The 26,097-nt window shown below is 63.9% G+C and carries 22 protein-coding genes; 18 read left to right on the forward strand and 4 right to left on the reverse strand.

What is annotated here, in order from left to right; all coding sequences use genetic code 11:
- Positions 1 to 35: 35 nt before the first annotated feature.
- Positions 36 to 731: an HAD family hydrolase gene (locus ACFPTO_RS13800; protein WP_377711895.1), complete on the reverse strand. Its 696-nt coding sequence runs from the start codon at positions 729 to 731 to the stop codon at positions 36 to 38.
- Between the two features lie 399 nt (positions 732 to 1,130).
- Between ACFPTO_RS13800 and ACFPTO_RS13805 the strand changes: the two genes are divergently transcribed.
- From ACFPTO_RS13805 to ACFPTO_RS13835, 7 genes are all read left to right on the forward strand, one after another.
- On the forward strand, positions 1,131 to 1,862 hold the full coding sequence (locus tag ACFPTO_RS13805) for a class I SAM-dependent DNA methyltransferase (RefSeq protein WP_377711896.1): 732 nt from the start codon (positions 1,131 to 1,133) through the stop codon (positions 1,860 to 1,862).
- Between the two features lie 365 nt (positions 1,863 to 2,227).
- Positions 2,228 to 3,343 (forward strand): branched-chain amino acid ABC transporter substrate-binding protein, encoded by a 1,116-nt coding sequence (locus ACFPTO_RS13810; protein ID WP_377711897.1) that lies wholly within the window; start codon positions 2,228 to 2,230, stop codon positions 3,341 to 3,343.
- A gap of 105 nt (positions 3,344 to 3,448) precedes the next feature.
- Entirely contained in the window at positions 3,449 to 4,375 is a 927-nt protein-coding gene (gene livH / locus ACFPTO_RS13815) for a high-affinity branched-chain amino acid ABC transporter permease LivH (protein ID WP_377711898.1), read from the forward strand.
- Positions 4,376 to 4,382: 7 nt separating this feature from the next.
- Complete coding sequence (locus ACFPTO_RS13820) at positions 4,383 to 5,663, forward strand: high-affinity branched-chain amino acid ABC transporter permease LivM (RefSeq protein ID WP_377711899.1); 1,281 nt, start codon at positions 4,383 to 4,385, stop codon at positions 5,661 to 5,663.
- Positions 5,660 to 6,430, forward strand: a complete 771-nt coding sequence (gene livG / locus ACFPTO_RS13825; protein WP_377711900.1) for a high-affinity branched-chain amino acid ABC transporter ATP-binding protein LivG — start codon at positions 5,660 to 5,662, stop codon at positions 6,428 to 6,430. The genes ACFPTO_RS13820 and livG overlap by 4 nt, the downstream gene beginning before the upstream one ends.
- Positions 6,430 to 7,131: an ABC transporter ATP-binding protein gene (locus ACFPTO_RS13830; protein WP_377711901.1), complete on the forward strand. Its 702-nt coding sequence runs from the start codon at positions 6,430 to 6,432 to the stop codon at positions 7,129 to 7,131. Before livG ends, ACFPTO_RS13830 begins: the two co-directional genes overlap by 1 nt.
- Positions 7,132 to 7,508: 377 nt before the next feature.
- Positions 7,509 to 8,102 (forward strand): DUF4337 domain-containing protein, encoded by a 594-nt coding sequence (locus ACFPTO_RS13835; protein ID WP_377711902.1) that lies wholly within the window; start codon positions 7,509 to 7,511, stop codon positions 8,100 to 8,102.
- A gap of 35 nt (positions 8,103 to 8,137) precedes the next feature.
- Here the strand turns inward: ACFPTO_RS13835 and ACFPTO_RS13840 are convergent, their stop codons facing one another.
- Positions 8,138 to 8,581, reverse strand: a complete 444-nt coding sequence (locus tag ACFPTO_RS13840) for a hypothetical protein (protein ID WP_377711903.1) — start codon at positions 8,579 to 8,581, stop codon at positions 8,138 to 8,140.
- Between the two features lie 161 nt (positions 8,582 to 8,742).
- Complete coding sequence (locus ACFPTO_RS13845; protein WP_377711904.1) at positions 8,743 to 9,204, reverse strand: YjjA family protein; 462 nt, start codon at positions 9,202 to 9,204, stop codon at positions 8,743 to 8,745.
- A 600-nt stretch (positions 9,205 to 9,804) separates the two neighbouring features.
- Here ACFPTO_RS13845 and ACFPTO_RS13850 point away from each other — a divergent pair.
- Positions 9,805 to 11,040: a transposase gene (locus ACFPTO_RS13850; protein WP_377711905.1), complete on the forward strand. Its 1,236-nt coding sequence runs from the start codon at positions 9,805 to 9,807 to the stop codon at positions 11,038 to 11,040.
- A gap of 64 nt (positions 11,041 to 11,104) precedes the next feature.
- Here the strand turns inward: ACFPTO_RS13850 and ACFPTO_RS13855 are convergent, their stop codons facing one another.
- Complete coding sequence (locus ACFPTO_RS13855) at positions 11,105 to 12,622, reverse strand: mannose-1-phosphate guanylyltransferase/mannose-6-phosphate isomerase (RefSeq protein WP_377711906.1); 1,518 nt, start codon at positions 12,620 to 12,622, stop codon at positions 11,105 to 11,107.
- 495 nt (positions 12,623 to 13,117) lie between these two features.
- Between ACFPTO_RS13855 and ACFPTO_RS13860 the strand changes: the two genes are divergently transcribed.
- The 10 genes from ACFPTO_RS13860 to ACFPTO_RS13905 all read left to right on the forward strand — a co-directional run bounded on the left by ACFPTO_RS13860 (position 13,118) and on the right by ACFPTO_RS13905 (position 26,078).
- Positions 13,118 to 14,497, forward strand: coding sequence for an undecaprenyl-phosphate glucose phosphotransferase (locus tag ACFPTO_RS13860; RefSeq protein WP_377711907.1), 1,380 nt, complete (start codon positions 13,118 to 13,120; stop codon positions 14,495 to 14,497).
- Between the two features lie 90 nt (positions 14,498 to 14,587).
- The gene (locus tag ACFPTO_RS13865; protein WP_377711908.1) at positions 14,588 to 16,003 is read left to right on the forward strand and encodes a UDP-glucose dehydrogenase family protein; all 1,416 of its coding nucleotides are present in this window, start codon (positions 14,588 to 14,590) and stop codon (positions 16,001 to 16,003) included.
- A 51-nt stretch (positions 16,004 to 16,054) separates the two neighbouring features.
- A complete protein-coding gene (locus ACFPTO_RS13870) occupies positions 16,055 to 16,501 on the forward strand; it encodes an arsenate reductase/protein-tyrosine-phosphatase family protein (RefSeq protein ID WP_377711909.1) in 447 nt (148 codons plus the stop codon).
- Positions 16,495 to 17,664 carry a polysaccharide biosynthesis/export family protein gene (locus ACFPTO_RS13875; protein ID WP_377711910.1) on the forward strand — a complete coding sequence of 390 codons (1,170 nt, stop codon included), beginning with the start codon at positions 16,495 to 16,497 and terminating at the stop codon, positions 17,662 to 17,664. Before ACFPTO_RS13870 ends, ACFPTO_RS13875 begins: the two co-directional genes overlap by 7 nt.
- A gap of 73 nt (positions 17,665 to 17,737) precedes the next feature.
- The gene (locus tag ACFPTO_RS13880) at positions 17,738 to 19,960 is read left to right on the forward strand and encodes a polysaccharide biosynthesis tyrosine autokinase (protein ID WP_377711911.1); all 2,223 of its coding nucleotides are present in this window, start codon (positions 17,738 to 17,740) and stop codon (positions 19,958 to 19,960) included.
- A gap of 36 nt (positions 19,961 to 19,996) precedes the next feature.
- The gene (locus ACFPTO_RS13885) at positions 19,997 to 20,959 is read left to right on the forward strand and encodes a glycosyltransferase family 2 protein (RefSeq protein ID WP_377712106.1); all 963 of its coding nucleotides are present in this window, start codon (positions 19,997 to 19,999) and stop codon (positions 20,957 to 20,959) included.
- Entirely contained in the window at positions 20,956 to 22,101 is a 1,146-nt protein-coding gene (locus ACFPTO_RS13890) for a glycosyltransferase (RefSeq protein WP_377711912.1), read from the forward strand. The genes ACFPTO_RS13885 and ACFPTO_RS13890 overlap by 4 nt, the downstream gene beginning before the upstream one ends.
- A gap of 86 nt (positions 22,102 to 22,187) precedes the next feature.
- Complete coding sequence (locus tag ACFPTO_RS13895; RefSeq protein ID WP_377711913.1) at positions 22,188 to 23,642, forward strand: glucose-6-phosphate isomerase; 1,455 nt, start codon at positions 22,188 to 22,190, stop codon at positions 23,640 to 23,642.
- Complete coding sequence (locus tag ACFPTO_RS13900) at positions 23,639 to 24,859, forward strand: glycosyltransferase family 4 protein (RefSeq protein ID WP_377711914.1); 1,221 nt, start codon at positions 23,639 to 23,641, stop codon at positions 24,857 to 24,859. The genes ACFPTO_RS13895 and ACFPTO_RS13900 overlap by 4 nt, the downstream gene beginning before the upstream one ends.
- 46 nt (positions 24,860 to 24,905) lie before the next feature.
- Positions 24,906 to 26,078, forward strand: coding sequence for a glycosyltransferase family 4 protein (locus ACFPTO_RS13905; RefSeq protein WP_377711915.1), 1,173 nt, complete (start codon positions 24,906 to 24,908; stop codon positions 26,076 to 26,078).
- Positions 26,079 to 26,097 lie beyond the last annotated feature (19 nt).

The raw sequence follows: 26,097 nt of genomic DNA on the forward strand, positions 1-26,097 counted from the left end.
TACAGCGTATCTTGCGTAGCGTAGCTTGGGCGGGCTTACGGAGCGCCTTCGGCCCCCCCGCGCGCAAGCAGCGCAGGTAGCTCCGCCATGTCGGTGAAAACGTGCGCGACGCCCGCTTCGCGCAGCGCATCGGCGCTGCTGTGACCCGGCGCGCCCGGGCTGTAACCGAAGACGGTCGCGCCCGCGGCGAGACCCGCACGCGCGCCCGACACCGTGTCTTCAATCACCGCGCAGCGCGCGGGCGCGACGCGCAGGCCGGCGGCTGCGGCGAGATAGACATCCGGATGCGGCTTGCTGCGCGGCATTTCATGGCCGCTGTAGATGTGCGCTTCGAAACACTCGAACAGGCCCACCTTGCGCAACTGCAGTTCGACCTTGCGGCGGTCGGCGCCCGAAGCGACCGCGATGCGTCCGTCGAATGCCGCGTGCACGGCGCGCACGGCGGCAGGGGCGCCCGGAATCTCCACCAGATCGCGCGCGAGCGCATCGTTGCGGCGTGCGCGAAAGCTTTCGAGCCAGGCGTCGTCGATGGCGAAACCCGTATGGGCCTTGATGCGCGCGGCCTCGTCCTTCACCATCTTGCCCACGAAAATGCGCATCGCGTCCTCGATGTCGAGCGTCCAGCCGAGTTCGCCGAGCATCTGCACGAGCACGACGTGCGTGATGCGTTCGGAGTCGACGAGCACGCCGTCGCAGTCGAAGAGCACGGCATCAAAGGGGAGGTGGGACATCGTGAGTCTGGGTTCGCGTCAGGTGGCGCAGGGGCCGGGATGGCGCGCACGGCTGCCCGCGACGCGCAAGGGCGCGATGATAACCGGACTTGGCGTAGGACGTCGCGTTCGTCTGCAAATAGTGCTTCTTTGGAAGGTGATTGAAAGTTTCCGGTGCGCGGAATTGCAGTGTTGCGGCGTCATGGCGAGTCGTCGTCCACGCACAGTTGCGCATCGGCGGCGAGGCAGTCGCCCGCGACGGGCGACATGGGGCAGTCGCCCGTCGCGGGCGGTATGGATATCGCTTGCGTGAAGCGCGGGCTGGAACAAAGCGTGCGAAACGCGGGAAAATAGCGCTTTCGCCAAAACGCGTCACGCACGATGTCCGCCGATAAACCCGTTCCCCCCGCGACTTCCGCAATGGAAGAGAATGCACTCCCAGGCCGCGCGAACTATTCGCAGTTCGCCGACCGCTACGCGCAAAGCGTGCCGGAGAAACCGCATAACGCGCTGTACGAGCGGCCCGCGACAGCGGCGCTGCTGGGCGACGTGTCGGGCTATACCGTGCTCGACGCCGGATGCGGCCCAGGCATTCTGAGCGCGAAGCTCGCTGCAGACGGCGCGCGCGTGCACGCCTTCGACGTGACGCCCGCGATGGTCGAATTCGCGCAGGCGCGCTGTGCCGGGTCAGGCGTCGAAATCGCGTTGGGCGATCTGGGCCAGCCGCTCTCCTGGCTCGCAAATGAAACATTCGACCGCATCGTTTGCTCGCTGGCGCTCGACTACGTTGAAACGCTCGCGCCGACTTTCGCGGAATTTCATCGCGTGGCGAAACCGGGTGCACTGCTGGTCTTTTCGATGGCGCACCCGATGCGCGACTGGATCGACACGCGCACGCGCGGCTCGCGCAGTTACTTCGAGACGACGCGGTTTGGTTTGCGCTGGGGCGGATTTGGCGAACCGAAGCCGTATGTCGAAGCGTTCAGGCGGCCGCTCGCTGAGATCGTCAACGGCTTGACGGAAAACGGCTGGATGCTCGACCGGCTGATCGAGCCGCGGCCCGCGCCGGAAATGAAGACGGTTGCGCCCGCACTGTATGACGAACTCGAATTGTCGCCCGCGTTTATCTGCGTGCGCGCGCGGCGTGTGTGACTTTTGTTGTGGGAATTGAACGATGTACGCTTAAATACACGCGCGCAGTATTGAAAAAATAGGCAGTTGCGCTTGCAATGGTTTATTGATAGTATCCGCCGAATCGCTGATTCAGGCCGGAACACCTTTTCGGTACGAAATGCAGCGAACGGGGCAGGCGGATCGCTTGCGCAAAACAGGCTGCATTCCTTGCAGTCTCGCCGAACTCGGTCGCTACAACGCGGCCGATACTTGCCGGGCCCCGTCACGTCTTTTTTTCTCAGGCTCGTCAAGGTCGTTCCCCAATGCAGTTCGATTGGGGTGCTGTTCGTTTGCGCAGGTCGATCCGTTTGACCGGATGACCCAGAACAATCGAGGAGCACCTGATGACGTTGTCCCGCCTTACCTCTCTCTCCGTGGCTGCCGCGCTGCTCGCTTTTGGTGCGTATGCGCAAGCCGACACCGTGAAAATCGCCATTGCGGGTCCGTTCAGCGGCCCGGTCGCCCAGTACGGCGATATGGTCAAGGCGGGCGCGCTGACCGCCATCGAGCAGATCAACGCTGCAGGCGGCGCGAACGGCAACAAGCTCGAAGCCGTTGTGATGGACGATGCATGCGAGCCGAAGCAGGCTGTCGCCGTCGCGAACAAGATCGTCTCGCAGCATATCCAGTACGTCATCGGCCACGTGTGCTCGGGCTCGACGATTCCCGCTTCGGATATCTACGAGAACGAAGGCGTCGTCATGGTCACGCCGTCGGCCACCGCGCCGCAGCTCACCCAGGGCAAGAAGCGCCAGTTCATCTTCCGCACCATCGGCCGCGACGACCAGCAAGGTCCCGCTGCTGCCGCGTACATCATCAACAAGGTCAAGCCGAAGAAGGTCGCGATCCTGCACGACAAGCAGTCGTACGGCCAGGGCATCGCAACTTCGGTGAAGGGCGCGCTCGACAAGGCGCACATCCCCGTCGTCGTGTTCGAAGGCATCAACGCGGGCGATTCGGATTATTCCGCAATCGTCACGAAGCTCAAGTCGCAAGGCGTGGACTTCGTCTACTTCGGCGGTTACCACCCGGAAATGGGCCTGCTGCTGCGCCAGTCGCGCGAACAAGGTGTGAAGGCAACGTTCATGGGGCCCGAGGGCGTGGGCAACAAGGACGTGACGGCGATCGCCGGTCCGGCTTCGGAAGGCATGCTCGTCACGCTGCCCGCGGACTTCTCCGCCGATCCGGCCAACGCGAAGCTCGTGAAGGCATTCACCGACGCAAAGCGCGACGCCAACGGTCCGTTCCAGATGCCGTCGTACGCAGCGGTCCAGGTGATCGCCAACGGCATCGCGGGCGCGAAGAGCACCGACCCGACCAAGGTTGCGGCCTACCTGCACAAGAACGCGTTCAACACGCCGATCGGCAAGGTGGAATTCGACGCGCAGGGCGACCTGAAGGCCTTCCGCTTCGTCGTCTACACGTGGCACAAGGACGCCACGAAGACCGCCGCCAACTAATCGCGGCGTGTCACCGGGACGCCCTGCTCCTCGTTGCGATGGGCGGGGCGTTTTCGAATCCGGGCTTGACCGGTTTTATCGGTGTTGTCGCCGCAAGGCTTTCGCATGAATGATTTTCTTCCGCAGTTCACCCAGCAGCTCGTCAACGGGCTTACGCTGGGCGCGATCTATGCGCTGATCGCCATCGGCTACACGATGGTCTACGGCATCATCGGCATGATCAACTTCGCTCACGGCGAGATCTACATGATCGGCGCCTATGTGGGTCTCGTCACGCTCACGGCCATCGGCACGTCGGCGGGCTATCCGTTGCCGCTCGTCTTGGGCGCGGCGCTCATCGTCTCGGTGCTCGTCACGGGGCTCTACGGTTTCGCGGTCGAACGCGTGGCGTATCGGCCGTTGCGCGGCGGGCCGCGTCTCGTGCCGCTCATCTCCGCGATCGGCATGTCCATCTTCCTGCAGAACTACGTGCAGATCGGGCAGGGCGCGCGCGATGTGTCGGTGCAGGAACTGATCTCCGGCGCGCTCGAATTCAACATGGGCGGCAACTTCGACGTGACGATTCCGTATGCGCGCATGTTGATCGTCGGCGTGACGCTCGTGCTGATGATCGCCCTGACGCTCTTCATCACCCGTTCGCGCATGGGCCGCGCCTGCCGCGCCTGCGCCGAAGACATGAAGATGGCCAATCTGCTCGGCATCGACACGAACCGCGTGATCTCGCTCACGTTCGTGCTCGGCGCGATGCTGGCCGCCGTGGGCGGCGTGCTGATCGGCCTCACGATCGGCAAGCTCAATCCGTATATCGGCTTTATCGCGGGCATCAAGGCTTTCACGGCGGCAGTGCTCGGCGGCATCGGCAGCATTCCGGGCGCGATGCTCGGCGGCGTGCTGCTCGGCCTCGTCGAAACCTTCGCTTCGGGCTACATGCCGGCGGAGTACAAGGACGTGGTCGCGTTCGGCCTGCTCGTGCTCGTGCTGCTGTTCCGTCCCACCGGCCTGCTCGGCAAGCCGGACGTCGAAAAGGTGTGAGGACGTCATGAGTCAAACCGTTCCTGTTTCCGTGGGCGCACAACGCGCGTACGGCGCCTCGTCTTCGCAGACCGTCAAGGGCGCGTTCGCCGCCGCACTGGCGACGATCATCCTCACCGCGCCGATTCTCGGCCTGCAACTCACGCTCGACGGCTATCAAGTCGCGCTGCACCAGCATTGGCGGCCCGTCTGGATCGCCGCTGCGATTGTGTTCGTGTTTCAGCTTGTCAAGCCGCTCTTCAAGCGCGCGACGCTCGGCGTGCGCCTGCCCGCGCTGCCCGCGCCCGGCGCGAAACAGCAGCGCGTGGCGATCTGGGCGCTGCTCGCGTTCGGCTTCGTGTTCGCCTTCATCGGCTCGCGCGGCGCCGTGGACGTCGCGACGCTCGCGCTGATCTACGTGATTCTCGGCCTCGGCCTGAATATCGTGGTGGGTTTCGCGGGTCTGCTCGATCTCGGCTACGTCGGCTTTTACGCGGTCGGCGGCTACACGTATGCGCTGCTCAACCAGTATTTCGGGCTTACGTTCTGGGAGTGCCTGCCGCTCGCAGCCCTCGCATCGGCCACGTTCGGCTTCCTGCTCGGCTTTCCGGTGCTGCGTCTGCGCGGCGACTATCTCGCGATCGTCACGCTCGGCTTCGGCGAAATCATTCGCCTCTTGCTGAACAACCTCACGACCATCACCGGCGGACCCGACGGCATTTCGGGCATTCCGAAGCCGACCGTGTTCGGTATCGAAATGGCGCGTCACGCGAGCGTGGAAGGCGCGAAGACATTCCATGAGCTGATGGGCTGGGAATACAACGGCGAGCACATGGTGATCTTCCTTTATCTGCTCGCGCTCGTGCTGGTTGCGTTCACACTTTTCGTTACGAGCCGCCTGTTGCGCATGCCGATGGGCCGCGCATGGGAAGCGCTGCGTGAGGACGAGATTGCGTGCCGCTCGCTCGGGCTGAACCCGACGCGCGTGAAGCTCTCCGCATTCACGCTTGGTGCTTCGTTTGCGGGTCTCGCCGGAGCGTTCTTTGCAGCGCGCCAGGGGCTCGTCACGCCCGAGTCGTTTACGTTCATCGAATCGGCGCTGATTCTCGCGGTGGTCGTGCTCGGCGGCATGGGCTCGCAACTGGGCGTGGTGCTCGCGGCGGTCCTGCTGACCGCGCTGCCGGAGGTGGCGCGCGGCTTCGCCGAGTACCGGATGCTGATATTCGGCCTCGTGATGGTGCTGATGATGATGTGGCGTCCGCAGGGTCTTCTGCCAGCGAGCCGTCCGCATGTGGAGTTGCCGCGATGAGCGCAGAACAGTTGTTGAAAGTATCGGGCCTGCAAATGCGCTTTGGCGGCCTGCTCGCCGTCGACGGGATTGAATTCGATGTGCGCGCAAACGAAGTGTTCGCGATCATCGGCCCGAACGGCGCAGGCAAGACGACGGTGTTCAACTGCGTCGGCGGTTTTTATAAACCCACCGCGGGCGACATTCGTCTGCAGGGCCATGCGATCACCGGTCTGCCGAGCCATCAGGTAGCGCGGCGCGGTCTCGTGCGCACGTTCCAGAATATTCGTCTGTTCCGGCAACTCACGGTGCTGGAGAACCTGATGGTTGCCCAGCATCTCAAGGTCAACCGCAACATCCTGAGCGGCCTGTTCACGACGCCCGCGTATCGCCGCGCCGAGCGTGCGGCGCTCGAACACGCAGCGCAGTGGCTTGAGCGTGTGGGCCTGACGAGCGTGGCGAACCGCGAGGCGGGCACGCTCTCGTACGGTCACCAGCGTCGGCTCGAAATCGCGCGCTGCATGATTACCCGGCCGCGCCTCTTGATGCTCGACGAACCCGCCGCGGGCCTGAACCCGCAGGAGAAGATCGAACTGCAGGAGATGGTGGATGGATTGCGCAACGAATTCGGTATTTCGGTGCTCCTGATCGAACACGACATGAGTCTTGTGATGGGCGTGTCGGACCGCATTCTCGTGATGGAGCACGGCAAGCCGATCATGATCGGCAAACCCGACGAAGTGCGTAACGACCCGCGCGTGATCAAGGCGTATCTCGGAGAGGACTGATGCTGAAGCTGGAAAAGGTCCATACCCACTACGGCGCGGTGGAAGCGCTCGCGGGCGTGTCGATCGAAGTGAACAAGGGTGAGATCGTCACGCTGATTGGCAGCAACGGCGCGGGCAAGACGACGCTCATGATGACGGTGTGCGGCACGCCGCGCGCCTCGTCGGGGCGCGTGTCGTTCGAAGGCGAGGACATCACGCGCACGCCGACGCACGAGATCATGCGGCTCGGCATGGCGATTTCGCCGGAAGGCCGCCGCGTGTTCCCGAGCCTCACGGTGCTCGAAAATCTGCAGATGGGCGGTTTTTTCTCATCGCACGACGAGATCGAGGCCGGCATCGAGCACGTCTTTACGCTGTTTCCGCGGCTGAACCAGCGCGCGAAGCAGCGGGCCGGCACGATGTCGGGCGGCGAACAGCAGATGCTCGCAATCGGCCGCGCGCTCATGAGCCGTCCGCGTCTCTTGCTGCTCGACGAACCCACGCTCGGTCTCGCGCCGCTCGTGATCGCGCAGATCTTCGACATCATCCGCACGATCCGCGATGAAGGCGTAACGGTGTTCCTCGTCGAGCAGAACGCGAACAAGGCGCTTCATGTGGCCGATCGCGGCTATGTGCTGGAGAACGGGCACGTCGTGCTCGCCGACACTGCGGACAACCTGCTAGCGAACGACAACATCAAGCGCGCCTATCTAGGCGGCTAGTTTTGCCCACGGCAGCGGCCGATCGGTAAGCCTTCGGTCTTTGCAAGCTGTACGCCACGCCCGCGCGTGCCACCGTTCCAGAAACGGCGACACGCGCGGGCGTTGTCGTTGGTGCTCGTTGTTGTTAGTTGGGCGGCGCAACAAATTCTCATCCTCGAATTCAATGAACGGGAGTAGAGGGCTATTCCTTCATTCAGCTTTCAATTCGATGCGGTTGGATTTTCGCTTTGAAAAGATGCATGCTCATAATTGGACAAGCGGGCCGCGCTCACCATAATTGAGCGTCCCTGAGTGCGCGCCACCTATCGAGTGGCCGAAGAGGCTGTGCGCGCGTTTTACCGCGTGTCTTACCGCGTGTTTTACCGGAGAATCACTGGATGTCTGAAGAGTATGAAGTGCACGGGCCGCACGATCACGCGGTTGAACATGCCGCCAGCGGTCACGGCGCACATGGCGAAACCGATTCGTTCGCGGGCCGTATGGCGGTGATGACGGCGATTCTCGCGTCGATCGGCGCGATCTTCGCGTACCAGAGCGGGACGAGCGAAAATCTGGCGCTCTATTACAAGAACGAGGCGGCGATCCGCAAGACCGAGGCCGCGAACCAGTGGGCGTACTACCAGGCGAAAGGCGAGAAAGAAAATCTTGCGGCACTGGGTGCGGCGCTCTCGGCGAATGCAAGCGAAGCGCAGCGCCGCTTTGCTGCCGATGTCGATCGTTATCGCCAGCAGAAGGAGCCGATACGCGCGAAGGCCGAAGCCATCGAACGCGAAGTGGCGCTCGACGACGCGCGCAGCGAAACGCTCATGCACGGCCATCATCGCTGGGCGCAGGCCACCACGGCCATCCAGATCTCGATTGCGCTCACGGCGATCACGCTGCTCACGCGCCGCCGCTGGCTGCTTTACACCTCGATGGGAATGGCGGCCGGGGGCGTGGTGCTCGGTGCACTGGCGTTCTTTTCGGCCTGACTCGCCTGGCGTGTCCTGAGTTCATGCGGCGCGTGTCAGCCGCCGCAAACTATGGCCGTGAGCAGCATCGGCACGACGGTCTGCACCGTCGCATCGCTGTTGGCCTCGCTCAGCCTTAGCCGCACCGAATCTTCCGGTGCGGATACCACCACGCCATAAAGCGGTGAATCGATTTCTTTGCCGGAGCCGTGGTGAAAGAGTGCGTCGTCGTGCGCGAAGCCGAGCACCATGTAAATCGGAAAGCCGAACGCGCGGAGCTGGCGACCATGAGCGGGCCGGAATGCGTTGACCGAATTCTCCTCGACCCGGCTGGGCTTCGCATCGATCGACTTCTCGTGGATCAGCGATGAGATGAACGTATGCGGATTCGACGTGCAATCGAAGTGCTCGTCGCGATGCTCAGCGTGCGCGAATGCCGGGACCAGCATCGCAGCGAGACCCGCGAAGAGTGTGACAACGGGAGTTTTGTGCTTGCTCATAGCCGTGACGACTGAAACACCCCGGAAACTCTTTCGACATTCCGGCCGCATTCATGTTCAACGGCGCGCGGCACAAAATTTGCGCGCGTGCCTTGCCGTGCCACTGATTGTGGCACGACAGGGGGGTGCTAGTGCAAGCACGTTATCAATGTGAACCGGCTCTACAGCATCGATTTCGCCTGGGCCAGGATCTTGTCGCAGACCTGGCGCGTGGCGGCCTGCTTGAGTCCGCTGCCCGAGAGATCGAGCTTCGAGCCGTTGCCGGCGGTCAGAATGCCGCTGCTGCCTTGCTGGTAGCCGGTGTCCGTCGTGTTCGCGCCGCCCGGCAGCTTGCTGAGCAGCGAGTCCTTGACGCTGCCCGCAGCATCGGCGTTCAGATAATTGTTCTTGATGCAGTACTGGAGCAGGCCGGTCACATTGCCGACACTGTTCGACGTGACGGACGCGCCGGAAAGCGGGCTGCCGAGATTGCCGACATTGCCGAGATTGCCGAGTGCATTCCCGGCCGAGCCGCCCGTTGTGCCCTGGTTCAGCAGGTTGCCGAGCTGGGCATGTGCGGCCGACAACGGCAAGACAAGGCCGATGGCGAGCGCTGCGGCGAGGCGCGGTACAGACGTTTGCATACACGAACCTCCGAGGTGAGCCGATGATTTATCACTATAAACGGATTCGTTTATATGACGCGCCTGGGTTGCCGCAGCGTCGGACAGGGCCGTCGGCGGCGGGCGAGGTGCAACCCGCGCGGCCAGCCATGTTGTCGTTCAATGTCATCGTTCTGCCGTTGGTTGTGATCGCAACAGCACGAGATAACCGGTCGAGGGAAAATGCACGCTTTACCTGCTGCGATGGAGGCCACTCGCATACCGCCCATGCAGCGTTGCGAATCGCAAATCAGGAATAAATGCCGTACTTACAGGTGTATTTCGGCAAAAATCACGCTGTTTATGCCTTCAGTTTGTTTCTAACCGTAACACTTATTTCGGCCCTCCTCAGTGGCCGGTTTCAGGTGGTATGCTTCCTGCACAATTTCTCCCGTGCACGAGTGAGACCACGTTCTTTGCGTCACTACCGTGAATACGCGCACTTCCTGAGTGCAGCGTCTGACGCAAATGAGCCAGGCATACAAGCAAATGGTGCAACCGAGTATTCTCGCGCGAATCAACCATGATTCGCGCGCGGATGCTTTGTCACTGCAGCTCTGGTCCGGCTGCGTGGAGAACAGCATGAATTTCGAAGAACTGAGCGATGACGAGTGGATGATGGTGTCGTCGCTCGTATCCGATGAACCGCCTATTCGAATCAATCGCCGCGGCCGGCCTCGTGCGGAGCCGCGGGTTGTGGCCAATGCGGTGTTGTGGATTTTGACCACGGGTGAATCGTGGTCGCGCCTGCCCGCGCGCTATCCTTCCGGGCCCACTTGCCGCCGCCGTTTCGACGAATGGCACGCGAGCGGCACGCTCGTCGAAATCGTTCAACGGCTCACACAGAGCGGGCGTAGTTTCGTCTACGTGCCCGAACCCCCGCAGCCTGTGGCAGAGACTGTCGCCGCGATTGCCGATGAAACGGATCCCGACGATGGATTGCCTGCTGTTTACTGGAAGAGTCCGGATGCATGGCAGGCACCCGCAAGCAGGGCCGATGCGCCGCTCGCCGATCCGATCGAAAGCATGACGCGCCAGCTCGTGGCCGCGGAGCCGCCCGTGCTCGCGAACGACGCGCCGCCCGCTGCGCCGGTGCACGCGCGCAAGCGCGCGCACGCACCCGTTGCACCCGCATCCGTTCCTGTACCGCGCGACGAAAGTCCCGTGGCGGCGCGTAGTCCGACGTGGACGAACCGTACGCCGCACCTGGCGCAGGTTGCCGAATGGCGCGGTTATGTGATGAAACTGACCGTGCAGCCGGTGCGCAACCGCATGTATCGCGCGGCCGTGGAGATCCTCAAGGACAACCAGCGTGTCGAGCGCTCCGGGCTAATCGGGCCGCCGTTCCAGGACCGCGACGCGGCCAAGCGTTTCGCATTGGATTGGGGGCGTGACTGGATCGAACGCGAGTGCGTCGGCGGACCTGCTGCGCAGGCCGCAGCGCCCGGTCAGCATACGGCCGGTGCGGCGGTCGCACACGCGCCAGCCAACGCGGTCGTCACGCGCACCGTACCTGTTGTGACAAACGCGGTGACGAATGCGGTGACAAGCGCGGTGACAAACGCGGTGGTGAATGCGGTGCAAAACGTGGCACCAAACGTAGTACCCAGCACGGTGGCGGACGCAGTCGCAAGCGCGATGGCAACCACGGGTGCGCCCGCCAATGCACGTCTCGTGCCGCTGCAGCGCTTTACGGCGTCCGGCGCGCTGGTGTCGGCCAACGACAGGCGCGATAGCGGCGCCGAGGCGAGCCGTTCCTCCGAGCGTCGCAGCGCCGATCCGCAATACAGACCGCGCACGCGGGCCCACGCAGGCTGATACGCGGGCCCGGTGCAGCGCGGCTCGCGGCGCATCCGCGCCGCGTTCGCTCATGCCTGGCCGCTTATTGCCGGCCATATTGATCGTCAAGACGCACGATATCGTCCTCGCCAAGGTACGAACCCGACTGCACCTCAATGATTTCGAGCGGCATTTTGCCGGGGTTTTCGAGCCGATGCGCGACGCCGAGCGGAATGTAGGCCGATTCGTTCTCGGACACGATAAAGCGCTCTTCACCACGCGTGACGAGCGCCGTGCCGCGCACCACAACCCAGTGTTCGGCGCGATGATGATGCATCTGTAGCGACAGACGTGCACCCGGATCGACGACGATGCGCTTGACCTGGAAGCGTTCGCCGCCGTCGACGCAGTCGTAATGTCCCCATGGGCGCTGCACGAGCCGATGCGTGACGGCCTCGCTGCCATGCTGCGCACGAATGCGTTGCACGACCTTCTTCACGTCCTGCGAGCGCGAACGGTCGGCCACGAGCACGGCATCCGCCGTCTCGACGACGATGAGATCCTGGGTGCCGAGGCACGCAACCAGCCGTCCATCCGAATGCGCGAACGTATCGCTGGCGCCTTCGAACATCACGCGCCCGTGCGCCACGTTGCCCTCGTCGTCCTTCGGCGACACTTGCCACACCGTGTCCCACGAACCGAGATCGGTCCAGCCCGCCGTGAGCGGCACGACCACGGCGGTTGCCACGGACGGGTCGGTCGCGAGCGGCTCCATGACCGCGTAGTCGATCGAGTTCGACGGTGCCTGCTCGAACGCTTCGCGTCCGACGCGAAAGAAGTCGCCGTCGCTACTGCCGCTTTTCGTCGCGGCGACACAGGCCTCGTATATCGCGGGCTGGAAATGGCGGATCGCCTTCAGCCACGTGGTTGCGCGCACAATGAAGATGCCGCTGTTCCACCAGTAGCTTTTCGATGCGACATACTGCTTCGCCAGCTCGAAATAGGGCTTCTCGACAAAACTGTTCAGGCGCCGCGCGCCATCGGGAGCGGCTGCGGCCAGCGGCTCGCCGACGTGAATGTAGCCATAGCCCACTTCGGGGCGGGTCGGCACGATGCCCATCGTGACGATCTGGCCCGCTGCCGCATGACGCACGCCCTCGGCCACGGCGGCCTGGAATGCGCCGAGATCGGCGAGCGCGTGATCGGCGGGCATCACGACAAGAATGCCGTCCTGCTGTTCTGCAACGACCGAAAGCGCGGCGATCGTCAGCGCGGGTGCGGTGTCGCGGCCCGCTGGCTCAAGGATGAGACGCGCACGCTTGCCTTCGTGCCGCACCTGCTCGGCGGTCGTGAAGCGATGCTCTTCGTTGCACACGATCAGCAACTGATCCGCAAGCGTGACCTGTTCGGCCAGCGCGTCGAGGCGTCCCGCCGTTTCGGCGAGCAGCGACCGTTCGCCGACGAGGTTGATCATCTGCTTGGGGTACTGCTCCCGTGACAGGGGCCACAGCCTCGAACCCGCGCCGCCTGCCAGTACCACGGGGCAGACCTGCAGTGTGCTGCGCGAATCGCTGCGTTTGGCCGCGCGCACCGTAGCTGTTGCGGAACCCGTTTCCATCATCTCGCTCTCCTGAAGAGGGTTTCGGTCAGGTCATTTGTAGCATGCTGAAATTCATGAATTAAAAGAGGGTAATTAAGAAAATGAAAAAATAACGATTTCAGCCTGACCCGGATTTTCGATTAAGCGAATTCGCGAGTAAAAAATAAAATAAAAAATGGCGGACAGGCAGAAAGGCGTTCCGGACGGGTGCGATGCCGGTAGCCTGAAATCGGTAAGAATGCGCCAGAAACGGCGCGCGCTTCGAGCCCTCCGGCAGCGAGAATCCGCAAATCTTGCCGAAAATATTCGCTTATAAAAGGCCATCCGCATAACGATACATTTGGAGATATTTTTGCGCCTTGCGGAATCAATTTTTATCGCGCCATATTAGGGTTAATTCGGATGCGATTTAACGGTGCTGGCGCGCAGTGAGCGCCGCAATCCCCAACTTGATAACGCGATGGCCACGACACAGGCCCGTGGCTGCGATTCTTTTTTTGATCCGAGGTGCCGGATATGTTTAGCGTTCTAGCCAGAATCATCGACGTTGCCGCCATTGTTGCGGGCGCGCTGGTCGCGGCCGCTTTGCATCACGGAAGGATCGTGCCGCTCAGCGACGCCGAAAGTATCGTCCTTGCGTTCAACTGCGTGCTGGCGATCTGGATGTTCCCTGCGTTCGGCATCTATCAGTCGTGGCGCGGCAAGTCGCTCTACGACCTCTTCGCCCGCGTGTGCATTGCCTGGATCGCCGCCGAAGCGACCGGCATCCTGCTCAGCTTCAGCGTACACCGCGCGGATTCGCTGTCGCGGCTGTGGCTCGGGTGGTGGGCCGTGGCTTCGGTGGTGCTCCTGATCCTGGCGAAGGCGCTCGGCTACATGGTGCTCAAGGGACTGCGCCGCGAAGGCTACAACCAGCGCGACGTGGCCGTCGCGGGCGGCGATCGCTATGGGCGTTTTCTCGTCGAGCAAATGCGCCAGCACCCGGAAGCGGGCTTTCGCCCCGTGCTGCTGTTCGATGAGGATTGCGATGCCGATGTCGAAGCCACGGTGGACGGCGTGCCGGTGGAGCGCAATCTTCCGGCGATGCTCGATCGCGTGCGCGAACACGGGATTCGCGAGCTTTGGCTGGCGCTGCCGATCTCGAAGGAGCGCACGATTCATCGCATCGTGACGGAGCTGCGCGATGACTTCGTGAATATCCGCTTCATTCCGGACGTGCGCGCGCTGGCGCTTTTCAGCCAGCCCGTCGTGGACCTGCTGGGTGTGCCCGCAATCAATCTGGCGGCGTCGCCGATCACGGATCTGCGCGTGCTGCCCAAGCGTGCGTTCGACTGGCTCTTCGCCGCGTGCGTACTTGCGGCACTCGCGCCGCTTCTCGCGGTGATCGCAGTGGCCGTGAAGTGTTCGTCGCCGGGGCCGGTGCTGTTTCGCCAGCGCCGCAAGGGGCTCGACGGCAACGAATTCGAAATCTACAAGTTCCGCTCGATGAAGATGCACGCGGAAAGCGCGGGACAGGTGACGCAGGCGCGCCGCAACGATCCGCGCATCACGCGGGTGGGCGCATTCCTGCGCCGCACGAGCCTCGACGAACTGCCGCAGTTCATCAACGTGCTCAAGGGCGAGATGTCGGTGGTCGGGCCGCGCCCGCACGCGCTCGAACACGACGACATCTACAAGAATCTCGTGCGCGGCTATATGCAGCGCTATCGCATCAAGCCCGGCATTACGGGCTGGGCCCAGGTCAACGGCTTTCGCGGCGAAACCGATCGCGTGGAAAAAATGCGCGACCGCGTCCGCTTCGATCTGCATTACATGCAGCACTGGAGCTTCATGTTCGACCTGAAGATCGTCGCGATGACGATGTGGAAAGGCTTCGCGGGACAAAACGCATATTGAGCCGGGCGGGCATGCGGCGCGCGATAGCGCCGCCGGTCCCGCCGCCGGTCACACGGTAGGCAATCGCTAATCACTTTTTTTGAGGTGTGCATGAATCTGACGATCATTGGCAGCGGTTATGTGGGTCTCGTAACGGGCGCGTGTCTGGCCGACATCGGCAACGATGTGTTCTGCCTCGATGTCGACGCACGCAAGATCGAAATGCTCAATCAGGGCGTCGTGCCGATTCACGAGCCGGGTCTGCAGGAGATCATCGAACGCAACCGCCGCGCGCGGCGCCTCACGTTCTCCACGGACGTCGCCGCCGCCGTTGCGCACGGCGACGTCCAGTTCATCGCGGTGGGCACGCCGCCCGACGAGGACGGTTCGGCCGACCTGCAATACGTGCTGGCCGCTGCGCGCAATATCGGGCGGCACATGAACGGATTCAAGGTGATCGTCGACAAATCGACCGTGCCCGTGGGCACCGCCGCGCTCGTGCACGACGCCATTGCGAGCGAATTGCGCAAGCGCGGTAAATCGCACATGTTTTCTGTGATGTCGAATCCCGAGTTTCTGAAAGAAGGCGCGGCGGTGGAAGATTTCGCGCGGCCCGATCGTATCGTGCTCGGCTGCAATGACGACATGCAGGGCGAGCGCGCGAAGGAAATGATGAAGCGCCTGTACGCGCCGTTCAACCGCAATCACGAACGCACGCTGTATATGGACGTGGCGTCGGCTGAATTCACGAAATATGCGGCAAATGCGATGCTCGCCACGCGCATCTCGTTCATGAACGAACTCGCGAACCTGGCCGACCGCGTGGGGGCCGATATCGAATCGGTGCGCCGCGGCGTCGGTTCCGATCCGCGCATTGGCTACGATTTTCTGTATGCGGGTTGCGGTTACGGCGGCTCGTGCTTTCCGAAGGATGTGAAAGCGCTGATGCGCACGGCGGAAGATTTTGGCGACCCGCTGCAGATTCTCCGCGCGGTCGAATCGGTCAACAACGCGCAAAAGCTCGTCCTCGCGCAAAAGATCGTCACGCGCTTCGGCTCGGACCTGAGCGGAAGGACCTTCGCTGTCTGGGGGCTCGCGTTCAAGCCGAATACCGACGACATGCGCGAAGCGCCGAGCCGCACGCTGATCGCCGAACTGCTTGCGCGCGGTGCGATCGTGCGCGCCTACGACCCGGTTGCGGGCGGCGAGGCACGGCGCGTGCTCGCACACGATCTGGCGAACGTGCCCGAGCAGGCCGCGCGGCTCACGTTCGCAAGCGATGCGATGGATGCCGTCGACGGCGCCGACGCGGTTGTCATCGCAACTGAATGGAAGGCATTCAAGGCGCCCGATTTCGACGTGCTGAAAGCGCGGCTGAAGTCGCCGATCGTATTCGACGGCCGCAATCTTTACGATCCGCCCGCGCTTCAGGAACTCGGCATCGAATATCACGCCGTGGGCCGTGCGAGCGCGACGCATTCGGCCCGCGCACGCGCCGAGTCCGCTGTGCGGACCCAGGCCGCGTAATCGCAGCGCTTACTGCAATAACGGGAAACAACGGGCAACAAAGGGGCCGCCATGTTTCAGGACGTGTTGATTGTCTGTCACGCGAACGTCTGCCGCTCGCCGGCGGCGGAGCAACTGTTTCGTGCGGTTTCGCGCGAATGCGCCGGCGCGCGCAAGCACGCGTTCCATTCGGCGGGCATTCACGCGAAGGAAGGCGCGGACATGGATCCGGTAATGCAGCGCCTGCTCGAAGAACGCGGCGTGGCGGTGGGCGAGCATCGCGCGCGCCGCCTGACGCGGCGTCTCGTGCGCGCCGCCGACCTCGTGCTCGTCACGGAGCGCAAGCAGGTATCCGTGATCGAGCGCATCGAACCCACCGCGCGCGGCAAAGTGTTCGCGCTCGGCAAGTGGGAAAACTCGGATGTCGCGGATCCGCACGGCCTCGATGAGGGCGTGTATTGCGACAGTCTCGAACTGATGGATCGTCTGGTGAAGGGATGGATGGGCCGAATATGCTAAGGAAAAAACTCACTGTAGTGCTGGCGCTGAGCGCGTTCGTTTCGGCGTGCTCCACGGCGCCCGGCAACTACCTCGATACGTCGCGATTGCACGAGGAACCGTCGAACCAGCCGAAACAGCAGTTGACGGTGCATCTGATCGACTCGCAACTCGTGATGCAGCAGGCCCAGGGTGCGGCGACGCCGCAGGTCATGCCGCCATCGCGCTATCAGGACGCGGCGAATTACACCTATCACATCGCGCCGCAGGACATCCTCGGCGTGACGGTCTTCGATCATCCGGAACTCACGACGCCGCAGGGCTCGACGTTCTCGGCGGGCGGCAACACCACGCAGACCGTGGGTCAGGCGCTCTCGCAGCCCTATACGAGCGCGCTGCCGGGGCAGGCCGATCCATACGGGCAGACGGTCGCTGCGGACGGAACGATCTACTTCCCGTTCGTCGGGCGCGTGCGCGCGGCGGGCAAGACGCCGAGCCAGTTGCGCGACCAGCTCGCGTCAGGACTCGCGCCGTACGTGAAGAACCCGCAGGTGGACGTGCGCGTGCTCGCTTACCGCAGCCAGAAAGTGCAGGTGACGGGCGACGTGAAGACGCCGGGTCCGCTCGCCATGAGCGACGTGCCGCTGACGCTCGTCGATGCGATCACGCGCTCGGGCGGCACGACCGACAACGCCGACATCAACCGCGTGCGTCTCACGCGCGGCGGCAAGCTCTACGTGCTCGACGCGGACCGCATGCTCGATGGCGGCGATGCGAGCCAGAACGTGATGCTTCAGGACGGCGACGTCATCAACATACCGGATCGCACGGATAGCCGGATCTTCGTGATGGGCGAGGTGAAAACGCCGACGCAGACGAGCCTGATCCGCGGAAAACTCACGATTGCCGATGCGCTCACGCAGGCGGGCGGCATTCTCGACACCGATGCGAACCCGCGCCAGGTCTTCGTGATGCGCGGGATGAAAGACAACCCCACTCAGCCGGATATTTACCGGCTCGACATGACGCAACCGGACGCGATCATGCTTTCGTCGCAATTCCAGCTCAAGCCGCTGGATGTCGTGTACGTCGGCACGGCCGCCTCGGCTACCTTCAACCGCGTGTTGCAGCAGGTGCTGCCGACCATCCAGACCGTTTTCTATCTCAAGCAGATCGCGAAGTGATGCGTGTGCTGCCTCAGTACGAAGACGAACACAGTCAGGAGCAACACTTACTCATGGGGATCGAAACGTGAGCATGCAAATCATCCCGCAGGCGGCCCCGGCGGCTCGCACCGAAGAAGAGGACGTGGTCCTCGGCCAGCTACTGCGCGTCATACTCGACGACATCGGCTGGCTTATCGCCATCGCGGCGGCTGTGATCGGCATCGCCGTGTTTTATTGCTACGTGGCGAAGCCGGTCTATACGGCCGATACCCAGGTTCGCGTCGAGCCAGCCGACTACACGTCACAGGCGCTTACGCAAACGCAGACCGGCGCGGCGATCAATAGCGGATCGTCGGCGTCGCTGCCGACCGACGCCGAAATCGCGATGATCAAGAGCCGCAGCGTGGTCGAGCCGGTTGTCGACAAGTTCAAGCTGAACTTCTCCGTCACACCCGTCTCGCTTCCGGTGCTCGGCAATCTGGCGAACCGGCTTGCAACGCCGGGTACGCCCGCGAAACCATGGCTCGGCCTCGACAAGTTCGCGTGGGGCGGCGAAATCGCCGACATCGATTCGATCGACGTGACGCCTGCGCTCGAAGGCAAGAAGCTCACATTGACGGCCTTGTCGAACGGACGCTTCGTACTGCACAGTCCAGACGGCGAGCGCCTGCTCGAAGGCGTGGCGGGCGAAACCGCGCAGGGCAATGGCGTGACGCTGCTGGTGAACAAGCTGGTTGCGCGCCCCGGCACGCGTTTTACCGTGGTCCGCATGAACAACCTCGACGCGATCACGGCATTCCAGAACGCGATCACGGTGCAGGAAGAGGGCAAGCAAACGGGCGTGATCGACATCTCGCTTGAAGATACCGATGCCGTGCGGGCGGCTGAAATCGCCAATGCGCTTGCGCAGTCGTATCTGCGCGTGCACGTTGCGAGCAAGCAGGCCGACGCCAGCAAGATGCTCGACTTCCTGCGCAGCGAGCAGCCGCGCCTGAAGGCCGACCTCGAAAACGCCGAAGCCGCGCTCACGGCGTATCAGAGCAAATCCGGCTCGATCAACGCGAGCGACGAGGCGAAGATCTATCTGGAAGGCAGCGTGCAGTACGAGCAGCAGATTTCCGCCCTTCAATTGCAGATCGCTTCGCTGCAACAGCGTTTTGGCGACGCGCATCCGGTGCTCATCGCCGCGCATAAGCAGCTTGCCGAACTGGAAGGCGAACGCGCCAAATACGACACGCGCTTTCGCGATCTGCCCGCGACGGAAGTTAAAGCCGTGCAGCTGCAACGCGACGCCAAGGTGGCCGAAGACATTTACGTGCTGCTGCTGAACCGTATTCAGGAGCTGGCGGTTCAGCGCGTGGGTACGGGCGGCAATGTGCATATCGTCGATGCGGCGATGCGTCCGGGCAAGCCTGCGAAGCCGAAGAAACTGCTGATCATTTCGGCCGCGTCGCTGCTCGGCCTGATTGTCGGCACGGGCTTCGTGCTGATGCGCCGCAATATGTTCAAGGGCATCGTCGACGCGGACCAGATCGAGCGCGCATTCCAGTTGCCGGTTTTTGGCCTCGTGCCGATGTCCACGGAGCAGACGGCGCTCGAAAAGCGTGCGCCCGTGCGCGGCGGCACGCGCATGCGCGAAGTGCTCGCCAACGTGCACCCGAAGGACCTCACGGTCGAAAGCCTGCGGAGTCTGCGCACCTCGCTGCAATTCAGCGTGATGGACGCGCGCAATCGCGTGGTGATGCTGACGGGTTCGGTGCCCGGTGTCGGCAAGAGCTTTATCACCGCGAATCTGGCCGTGCTGCTTGCGCACTCGGGCAAGCGCGTGCTGATGATCGACGGCGACATGCGGCGCGGCACGCTGGAACGCTACCTCGGCGGCTCGCAGGAGAACGGTTTTTCCGAACTGCTCTCCGGCCAGATCTCGCTCGATGAATCCATTCGCTCGACCGAAGTGGACAACCTGCATTTCATCTCATGCGGGCGCCGTCCGCCCAATCCGTCCGAACTGCTGATGTCGCCGCGCCTTGGCCAATATCTCGAAGGGCTGTCGCAGCGCTATGACGTGCTGCTGATCGACACGCCGCCGGTGCTTGCCGTGACCGACGCCGCCATCATCGGCGGACATGCGGGCTCGACGTTCCTCGTGCTGCGCTCGGGCATGCATTCGGAAGGCGAGATTGCCGATACGCTCAAGCGTCTTCGCAATGCGGGCGTGCGTGTGCAGGGCGGCATTTTCAATGCGGTGCCGCAGCGTGCGCGCGGCAGCTATGCGTACGGTTATGCAGCCGCGCAGGAATATTTGAGCGCCTGATTCATGGATCGACATCACCTAACCTTTGAGCGCGCCATTCGCGTGACCGTACTCGTGCCAACGTATCGCCGTCCCGAGGATCTGGCGCGATGCCTGTCCGCACTGCTGTGCCAGGCGCGCTCGCCGGAGCAGATCGTCGTGGTCGCGCGTGCCGACGATGAAGCGACGCACGCGTGCCTCGCCGAACATGTCACGCCGCGCGTGCTGAACGTGGAGGTGGCGATCGTCGACGCGCCGGGACAGGTGGCCGCGCTCAATCGCGGGCTCGAGGCCGCCACGGGCGACGTGATCGCGATCACCGACGACGATGCCGCGCCGCGCAGCGACTGGGTCGCGCGCATCGCCCAGGCGTTCGAGATCGACCCGAAGCTGGGCGCGCTCGGCGGACGCGACTGGGTCCACGAAGCGGGGCGCGTGCTCGACGGCGAGCGCGAACTGGTCGGCAAGCTTCGGCCTTCGGGCCGCATCGTCGGCAATCATCATCTCGGCGTGGGCAAGGCGCGCGAAGTCGATCTGCTCAAGGGCGCAAACATGAGTTACCGGCGCGCGGCAATCGGCAGCCTGCGTTTCGATGCGCGTTTGCGCGGCAGCGGCGCGCAGACGCACAACGACATGGCCTTCAGCATGGGCGTGAAGCGCGCGGGCTGGAAGCTCGTCTACGACCCGCTCGTCGCCGTCGATCACTACCCCGCGCCGCGTCCCGGCGAAGACGCGCGCAACGCGCAGACGCTCGCGTCGATGCGCAACGCCGCGTTCAATCTGCATCTGATCCTGCGCGGCCATCTTTCGCCGCTGCATCGCGAGGCCGCATGGTGGTGGTATGCGCTCGTCGGCACGCGTGTTTATCCGGGGCTGCTGCACGCCGGACTCGGCGCGCTGCGCGCCGGATCGCCGGGCGACGCCTTCGCGCGCTGGCGCGCGGTGCGCAACGGCGCACGCGAGGCGCGCCGCGCGCTTGCCTGGCGCGCGGCCCACGATTACACGGAGGACCCTGAATGAGTAGTACGCAAGTCCACGTTCATCTTTTTTACGGCGCCGATCCGCGCCGCTATCGCAAGGGCGAGAATATCGGCAGCCTGTACGGTTACCATCACGCCCAATCCCCTGAATTCGCGCTCGATTATTCGCGCGATACCGACGAACGCGCACCCGTGCGTTTTTTGCGCCGCGCACTGAAGACGGTGTGCGGCTTCGATTTCATTCATACGTGGCGCAATCGCCGTGCAATTCTGCAATCGGACGTGATCTGGACGCACACGGAGCAGGAGCATCTGGCCGTGGCGCTGCTCTTGCTGATGCATGCACGCAAGGGCGGGGAGCGCCCGCTCTTGCTCGCGCAGAGCGTGTGGCTGCTCGATCGCTGGACGGGCTACAGTGCGCTGCGTCGCGCGTTCTATCGCAAGCTGCTCGCGCGCGCCGATCTGCTCACCACGCTGGCAAGCGAAAACGCGGCGCTCTGCGGGCGCTATTTCGGCCGCGAAGCGCGCCGCGTGCTTTACGGCCTGAATACCGGCGATTTCCCGCTGCGCCCGCCCACGCACTGGCTGCCGCATGGGCCGGTGCGCATCGCTGCCATCGGCAACGATCGCGACCGCGACTGGACGACGCTCGTTGGCGCGCTGGGCAACGACCCGCGCTATGAAGTGCGCATTGCCACGCGCCGTCGCATGCCGTCCTCGGCGCGCGCGTCGAATGTGGAGATCGTGCGCGTATCGGGCCTGACGCAACAGCACGCGCTTTACGAGTGGGCCGATCTGATCGTTGTGCCGTTGCGCCAGAACACGCACGCCTCCGGTATCACCGTCATGCTGGAGGCCGCCGCGCTCGGCAAGCCGATGATCGCGACGAAGGTCGGCGCGCTCGACGATTATTTCGACGAGCAGGCTGTCTCCTGGGTCGAGCCGTTCAATCCGCAGCAATTGCGCGATGCGGTGAATGCGTTGGCAACGAATCCGGCGCGCGCGCTCGATCAGGCCCGCGCCGCCTGCGAGCAATTGCGCACGCGCGATCTGACGACCCAGCACTTTGCCGGGCAGCACGTGCAACTCACGCGCGAAATGCTGCTTGCACGCGACGCGCAGTACGCGCGCACGGCGGCGGGAACGTCGTCTGCCGCGCGCGGACTGCCGCGAGGGATGTGACGATGCGACTGCCGCCCGCCATGCCTCGCCCTGTTCCCGTTCCAGGTCCCATCCCCGGTCCTGCGCCCGCCGTCATGGCGATGCCCATGCCGCCGCGCGCGCCGGCGCGCAAGCCGTCCGGCCTGCGTCGCGCGATGAGCCGCGATACGTTGGCGCCGCTTGCACTGTGGCTCTTGACGGCGCTGCTCGTGGTCGCGCACCAGGGCTCGGTGCTCACGGTAGCGTTCCCGGTGCTCGCGGTGATGACCGGCCTGTGGCTCTACTTCGTGAATCCGGTGCGCTATATCGGCTTCATGTGGTGGCTGTGGTTTCTGAGTCCGGAAGTGCGGCGTCTCGCCGACTACGGCAAGGGCGCGTTCACGCCGACAAGCCTGATCCAGGTTGCGCCGCTCGCCGTCACGATGATCAGCGGCATTTCGTTGCTGCGCTACTACCCGTTGCTCGCGCAACGGCGCGGCCTGCCGCTCCTGCTCGCGCTGGCCGGTATCGGCTATGCGTTCGTGGTGGGCGTGGTGGCGAGCGGCCCGGCCGCCGCCGTCTACGATCTTGCGAACTGGCTTTATCCGCTTCTGATCGGCTTTCACATCATGGTGCTCACGCGCCAGTATCCCGAGTCGCGCGACACGATCGTCAATACGTTCATCTACGGCATGCTCGTCATGGGCATTTATGGTCTCGTGCAGTTTTTCGTGATGCCGCCGTGGGACGCGATGTGGATGATCGGTTCGGACATGAATTCGCAAGGCGACCCCGTTCCCTACGGCGTGCGCGTGTTCAGCACGATGAATTCGTCCGGCCCGTTTGCGTTCGCGATGATGGGCGCGATGGTATTCGTGATGGCGGCGAAGCACCGCGTGCGCTGGATCGCAGCAGCCCCCGGTTTCTTTGCGTTCGCGCTGTCGCTCGTGCGTTCGACGTGGGGCGGCTGGGCGATTGCGATGCTGATCCAGTTGATGAAATCGAGCAACCGCGTGCGCGTGCGAATCATCATCAGCGCAGTCGTTCTCGCGGGCGTGTGCGTGCCGCTGCTGACCGTTGGCCCCGTGGCGGACCGTATGCAGCAGCGCCTCAATACGCTCGCGAACCTCAGCAACGACCAGAGCTACGAAGCGCGCAACCAGTTCTATGCGGACTTCGCGAAGACCGCGTTTACCGATGTGACGGGCGAAGGCCTCGGCGCGACGGGCGCCTCGACGAAGCTCTCGAGCAACAACGGCCAGCTCGGCAAGTACGGCAGCTTCGACAGCGGTGTGATGAACATCCCGTTCGTGCTGGGCTGGCCGGGCACGCTGCTCTACATGTCGGGCGTGTTGTGGCTGCTGGCGCGCGCGGTGCGCGTCGCGCTGCGCATGCCTGAAGACCGCTACGTGTGCGCGTGCCTGAGTCTCGCGTTGTCGATCTTCGCGATGCTCGTGTTTACCAATTCGCTGGTCGGCACCGGTGGCCTGCTGCTGTTTTCCAGCGTGTTTTCCATACTCAGCGCGGGGCACTGGCACAAGCTGACCCGGCGCGAGACCCTCTTTACGGAGGTTATCGATTGAGAGTCGCAATCGTCACGCACGTCGTGCGCCATAACGACGGCCAGGGGCGCGTCAATCACGAGATCGCGCGCGCCGCGCTGGAAGAGGGATTCGACGTCACGCTGATCGCATCGCACGTCGCGCCCGAACTGCTCGCGCATCCGAAGGTGACATGGGTGCGCGTGCAACCGTCGCGCGCATGGCCGACCAATCTGCTGCGTCAACAGGTGTTCGCGCTGAAGAGCGCGCTGTGGCTGCGCCAGCATCGCGCCGAATACGATGTCCTGCATGTGAACGGCTTCATTACCTGGGCGCGCGCCGATGTCAACACAGCCCACTTCGTGCACGGCGGCTGGGCGCGCAGCCAGTATTACCCGTTCGGCCTCACGCGTGGCGTGTGGTCCGCCTACCAGTTCGTCTACACGCGTGCGAATGCGGTGCTCGAACGCTGGGCGTATCGCCGCTCGCGCGTGATTGCGGCCGTGTCGCGCAAGGTGGCCGACGAAATTCGTGTGTCGGGCGGCAATCCGGTGGAGCGGCTCGATGTGATTTACAACGGCGTCGATACGCAAACCTTCGCCTCGGCCAGCGCCGACCGGCTGAAGTTCGATCTGCCCGCCGACGCGTTCCTGCTGCTCTTCGTCGGCGACCTGCGCACGCCGCGCAAAAATCTCGGCACGGTGCTGCATGCGTTGAAGGCCTTGCCGGAGCACGTGCATCTCACGGTGGCCGGTTATCTGCCGGGCAGCCCATATCCCGCGATGGCGCGTGAACTGGGCATCGCTTCGCGCGTGCATTTTCTCGGCCTCGTGCGCGAGATGCCGACGCTGATGCGTTCCGTCGATGCCTACGTTTTTCCGTCGCGCTACGAAGCGATGAGCCTCTCGCTGCTGGAAGCGATGGCGGCCGGTCTGCCTGTCGTGACGGCGCGCACGGCGGGCGGCGCGGAGATCATCACGCCGGATTGCGGGATCGTGCTCGACGATCCCGACGATGTTGCCGCGCTTGCGCGTGCGGTGGGGCAACTCGCCGACGACACGCCGCGACGGCACGCGATGGGCAAAGCCGCGGCGCGGCTTGCGATGTCGTTCGGCTGGGCGCGCATGGCCGCGCAATACATCGCGCTGTACCGGCAAATAGCCGGCGATGCGAGCGACGTCGCGCACCGCGACGCGCACGATCTCGCCCATGCCGCAATGCCGGGCGTGCATTCGCTGCAGCTCGAAGAAACGCCCTGAATACCGCATTCAAGCAATCGGGCAGAACAAGGAAAGGAAACACGCAATGACGACTCAATCCATCCATTCGCTGCAGATTGGCATGCACTGGTTTCCCGAGCGTGCCGGTGGACTCGACCGCATGTATTACTCGCTCGTGGGCGCACTGCCGGGGGCTGGCGTTCACGTGCGCGGCGTCGTGGCCGGTTCGCCGAAAGTCGAGCAGGATAGCGGCGGGGCGATTCACGGTTTCGGCTCTGCCTCGCGTGCGCTGCCGCTGCGCCTCATGTCCGCGCGCCAGGCGCTGCGGCGCGAAATCCGGCGGCATCGGCCCGATGTGATTTCGTCGCACTTCGCGCTCTACACGTTCCCGGGCCTCGACGTGACGCGCGGCATTCCGCAGGTCTCGCACTTCCAGGGGCCATGGGCCGACGAGAGCTTCGTTGAGGGCGCAGCGACCTTGAGCCAGCGTATCAAGCACCATCTGGAGCAGTCCGTGTATGAGCGCTCGTCGCGGCTCATCGTGCTGTCGCGCGCGTTCGGCGATATCCTCACGAAGCGCTATGCGATCTCGCCGGAGCGCGTGCGCGTGGTGCCGGGCTGTGTGGACACCGCGCAGTTCGATCCGCCTTGCACGCCCGCCGAAGCGCGGCTCAGGCTGCAACTGCCGCAGGGCCGGCCGATCGTGCTCGCGGTGCGCCGGCTCGTGCGCCGGATGGGTCTCGAAGACCTGATCGATGCGGTCAAGCAGCTCAAGCCGCGTCATCCCGATGTGCTGCTGCTGATCGCCGGACGCGGACGGCTCGAGGCGGAACTGCAGCAGCGCATCAACGATGCGGGCCTTGCCGACAATGTGAAGCTGCTCGGCTTCGTACCCGACGCGCATCTGCCGTCGCTTTATCGTGCTGCGACGTTGAGCGTCGTGCCCACGGTCGCGCTCGAAGGATTCGGCCTGATTACCGTCGAATCGCTTTCGGCGGGCACGCCCGTGCTCGTGACGCCGGTGGGCGGGCTGCCGGAAGCGGTGGCGGGTCTCTCGCAGGATCTCGTCTTGCCCGCCACGGGCGCGGACGCCGTTGCGGACGGCGTCGACTCAGCGCTCTCGGGCAGGCTGAAGCTGCCCGATGCGCAGGCTTGCCGCGACTACGCGCGCAATCATTTCGATAATGCGGTCGTCGCGAAGCGGGTGGCGGAAGTCTATGCGGAGGCGATCGCCGCAGCGAATCGCGGCGTGCAGTAAGGGAAAAGGGGCACGCTGT

It is taken from the genome of Paraburkholderia denitrificans (assembly GCF_042655705.1).
Taxonomy (GTDB): Bacteria; Pseudomonadota; Gammaproteobacteria; order Burkholderiales; family Burkholderiaceae; genus Paraburkholderia; species Paraburkholderia denitrificans.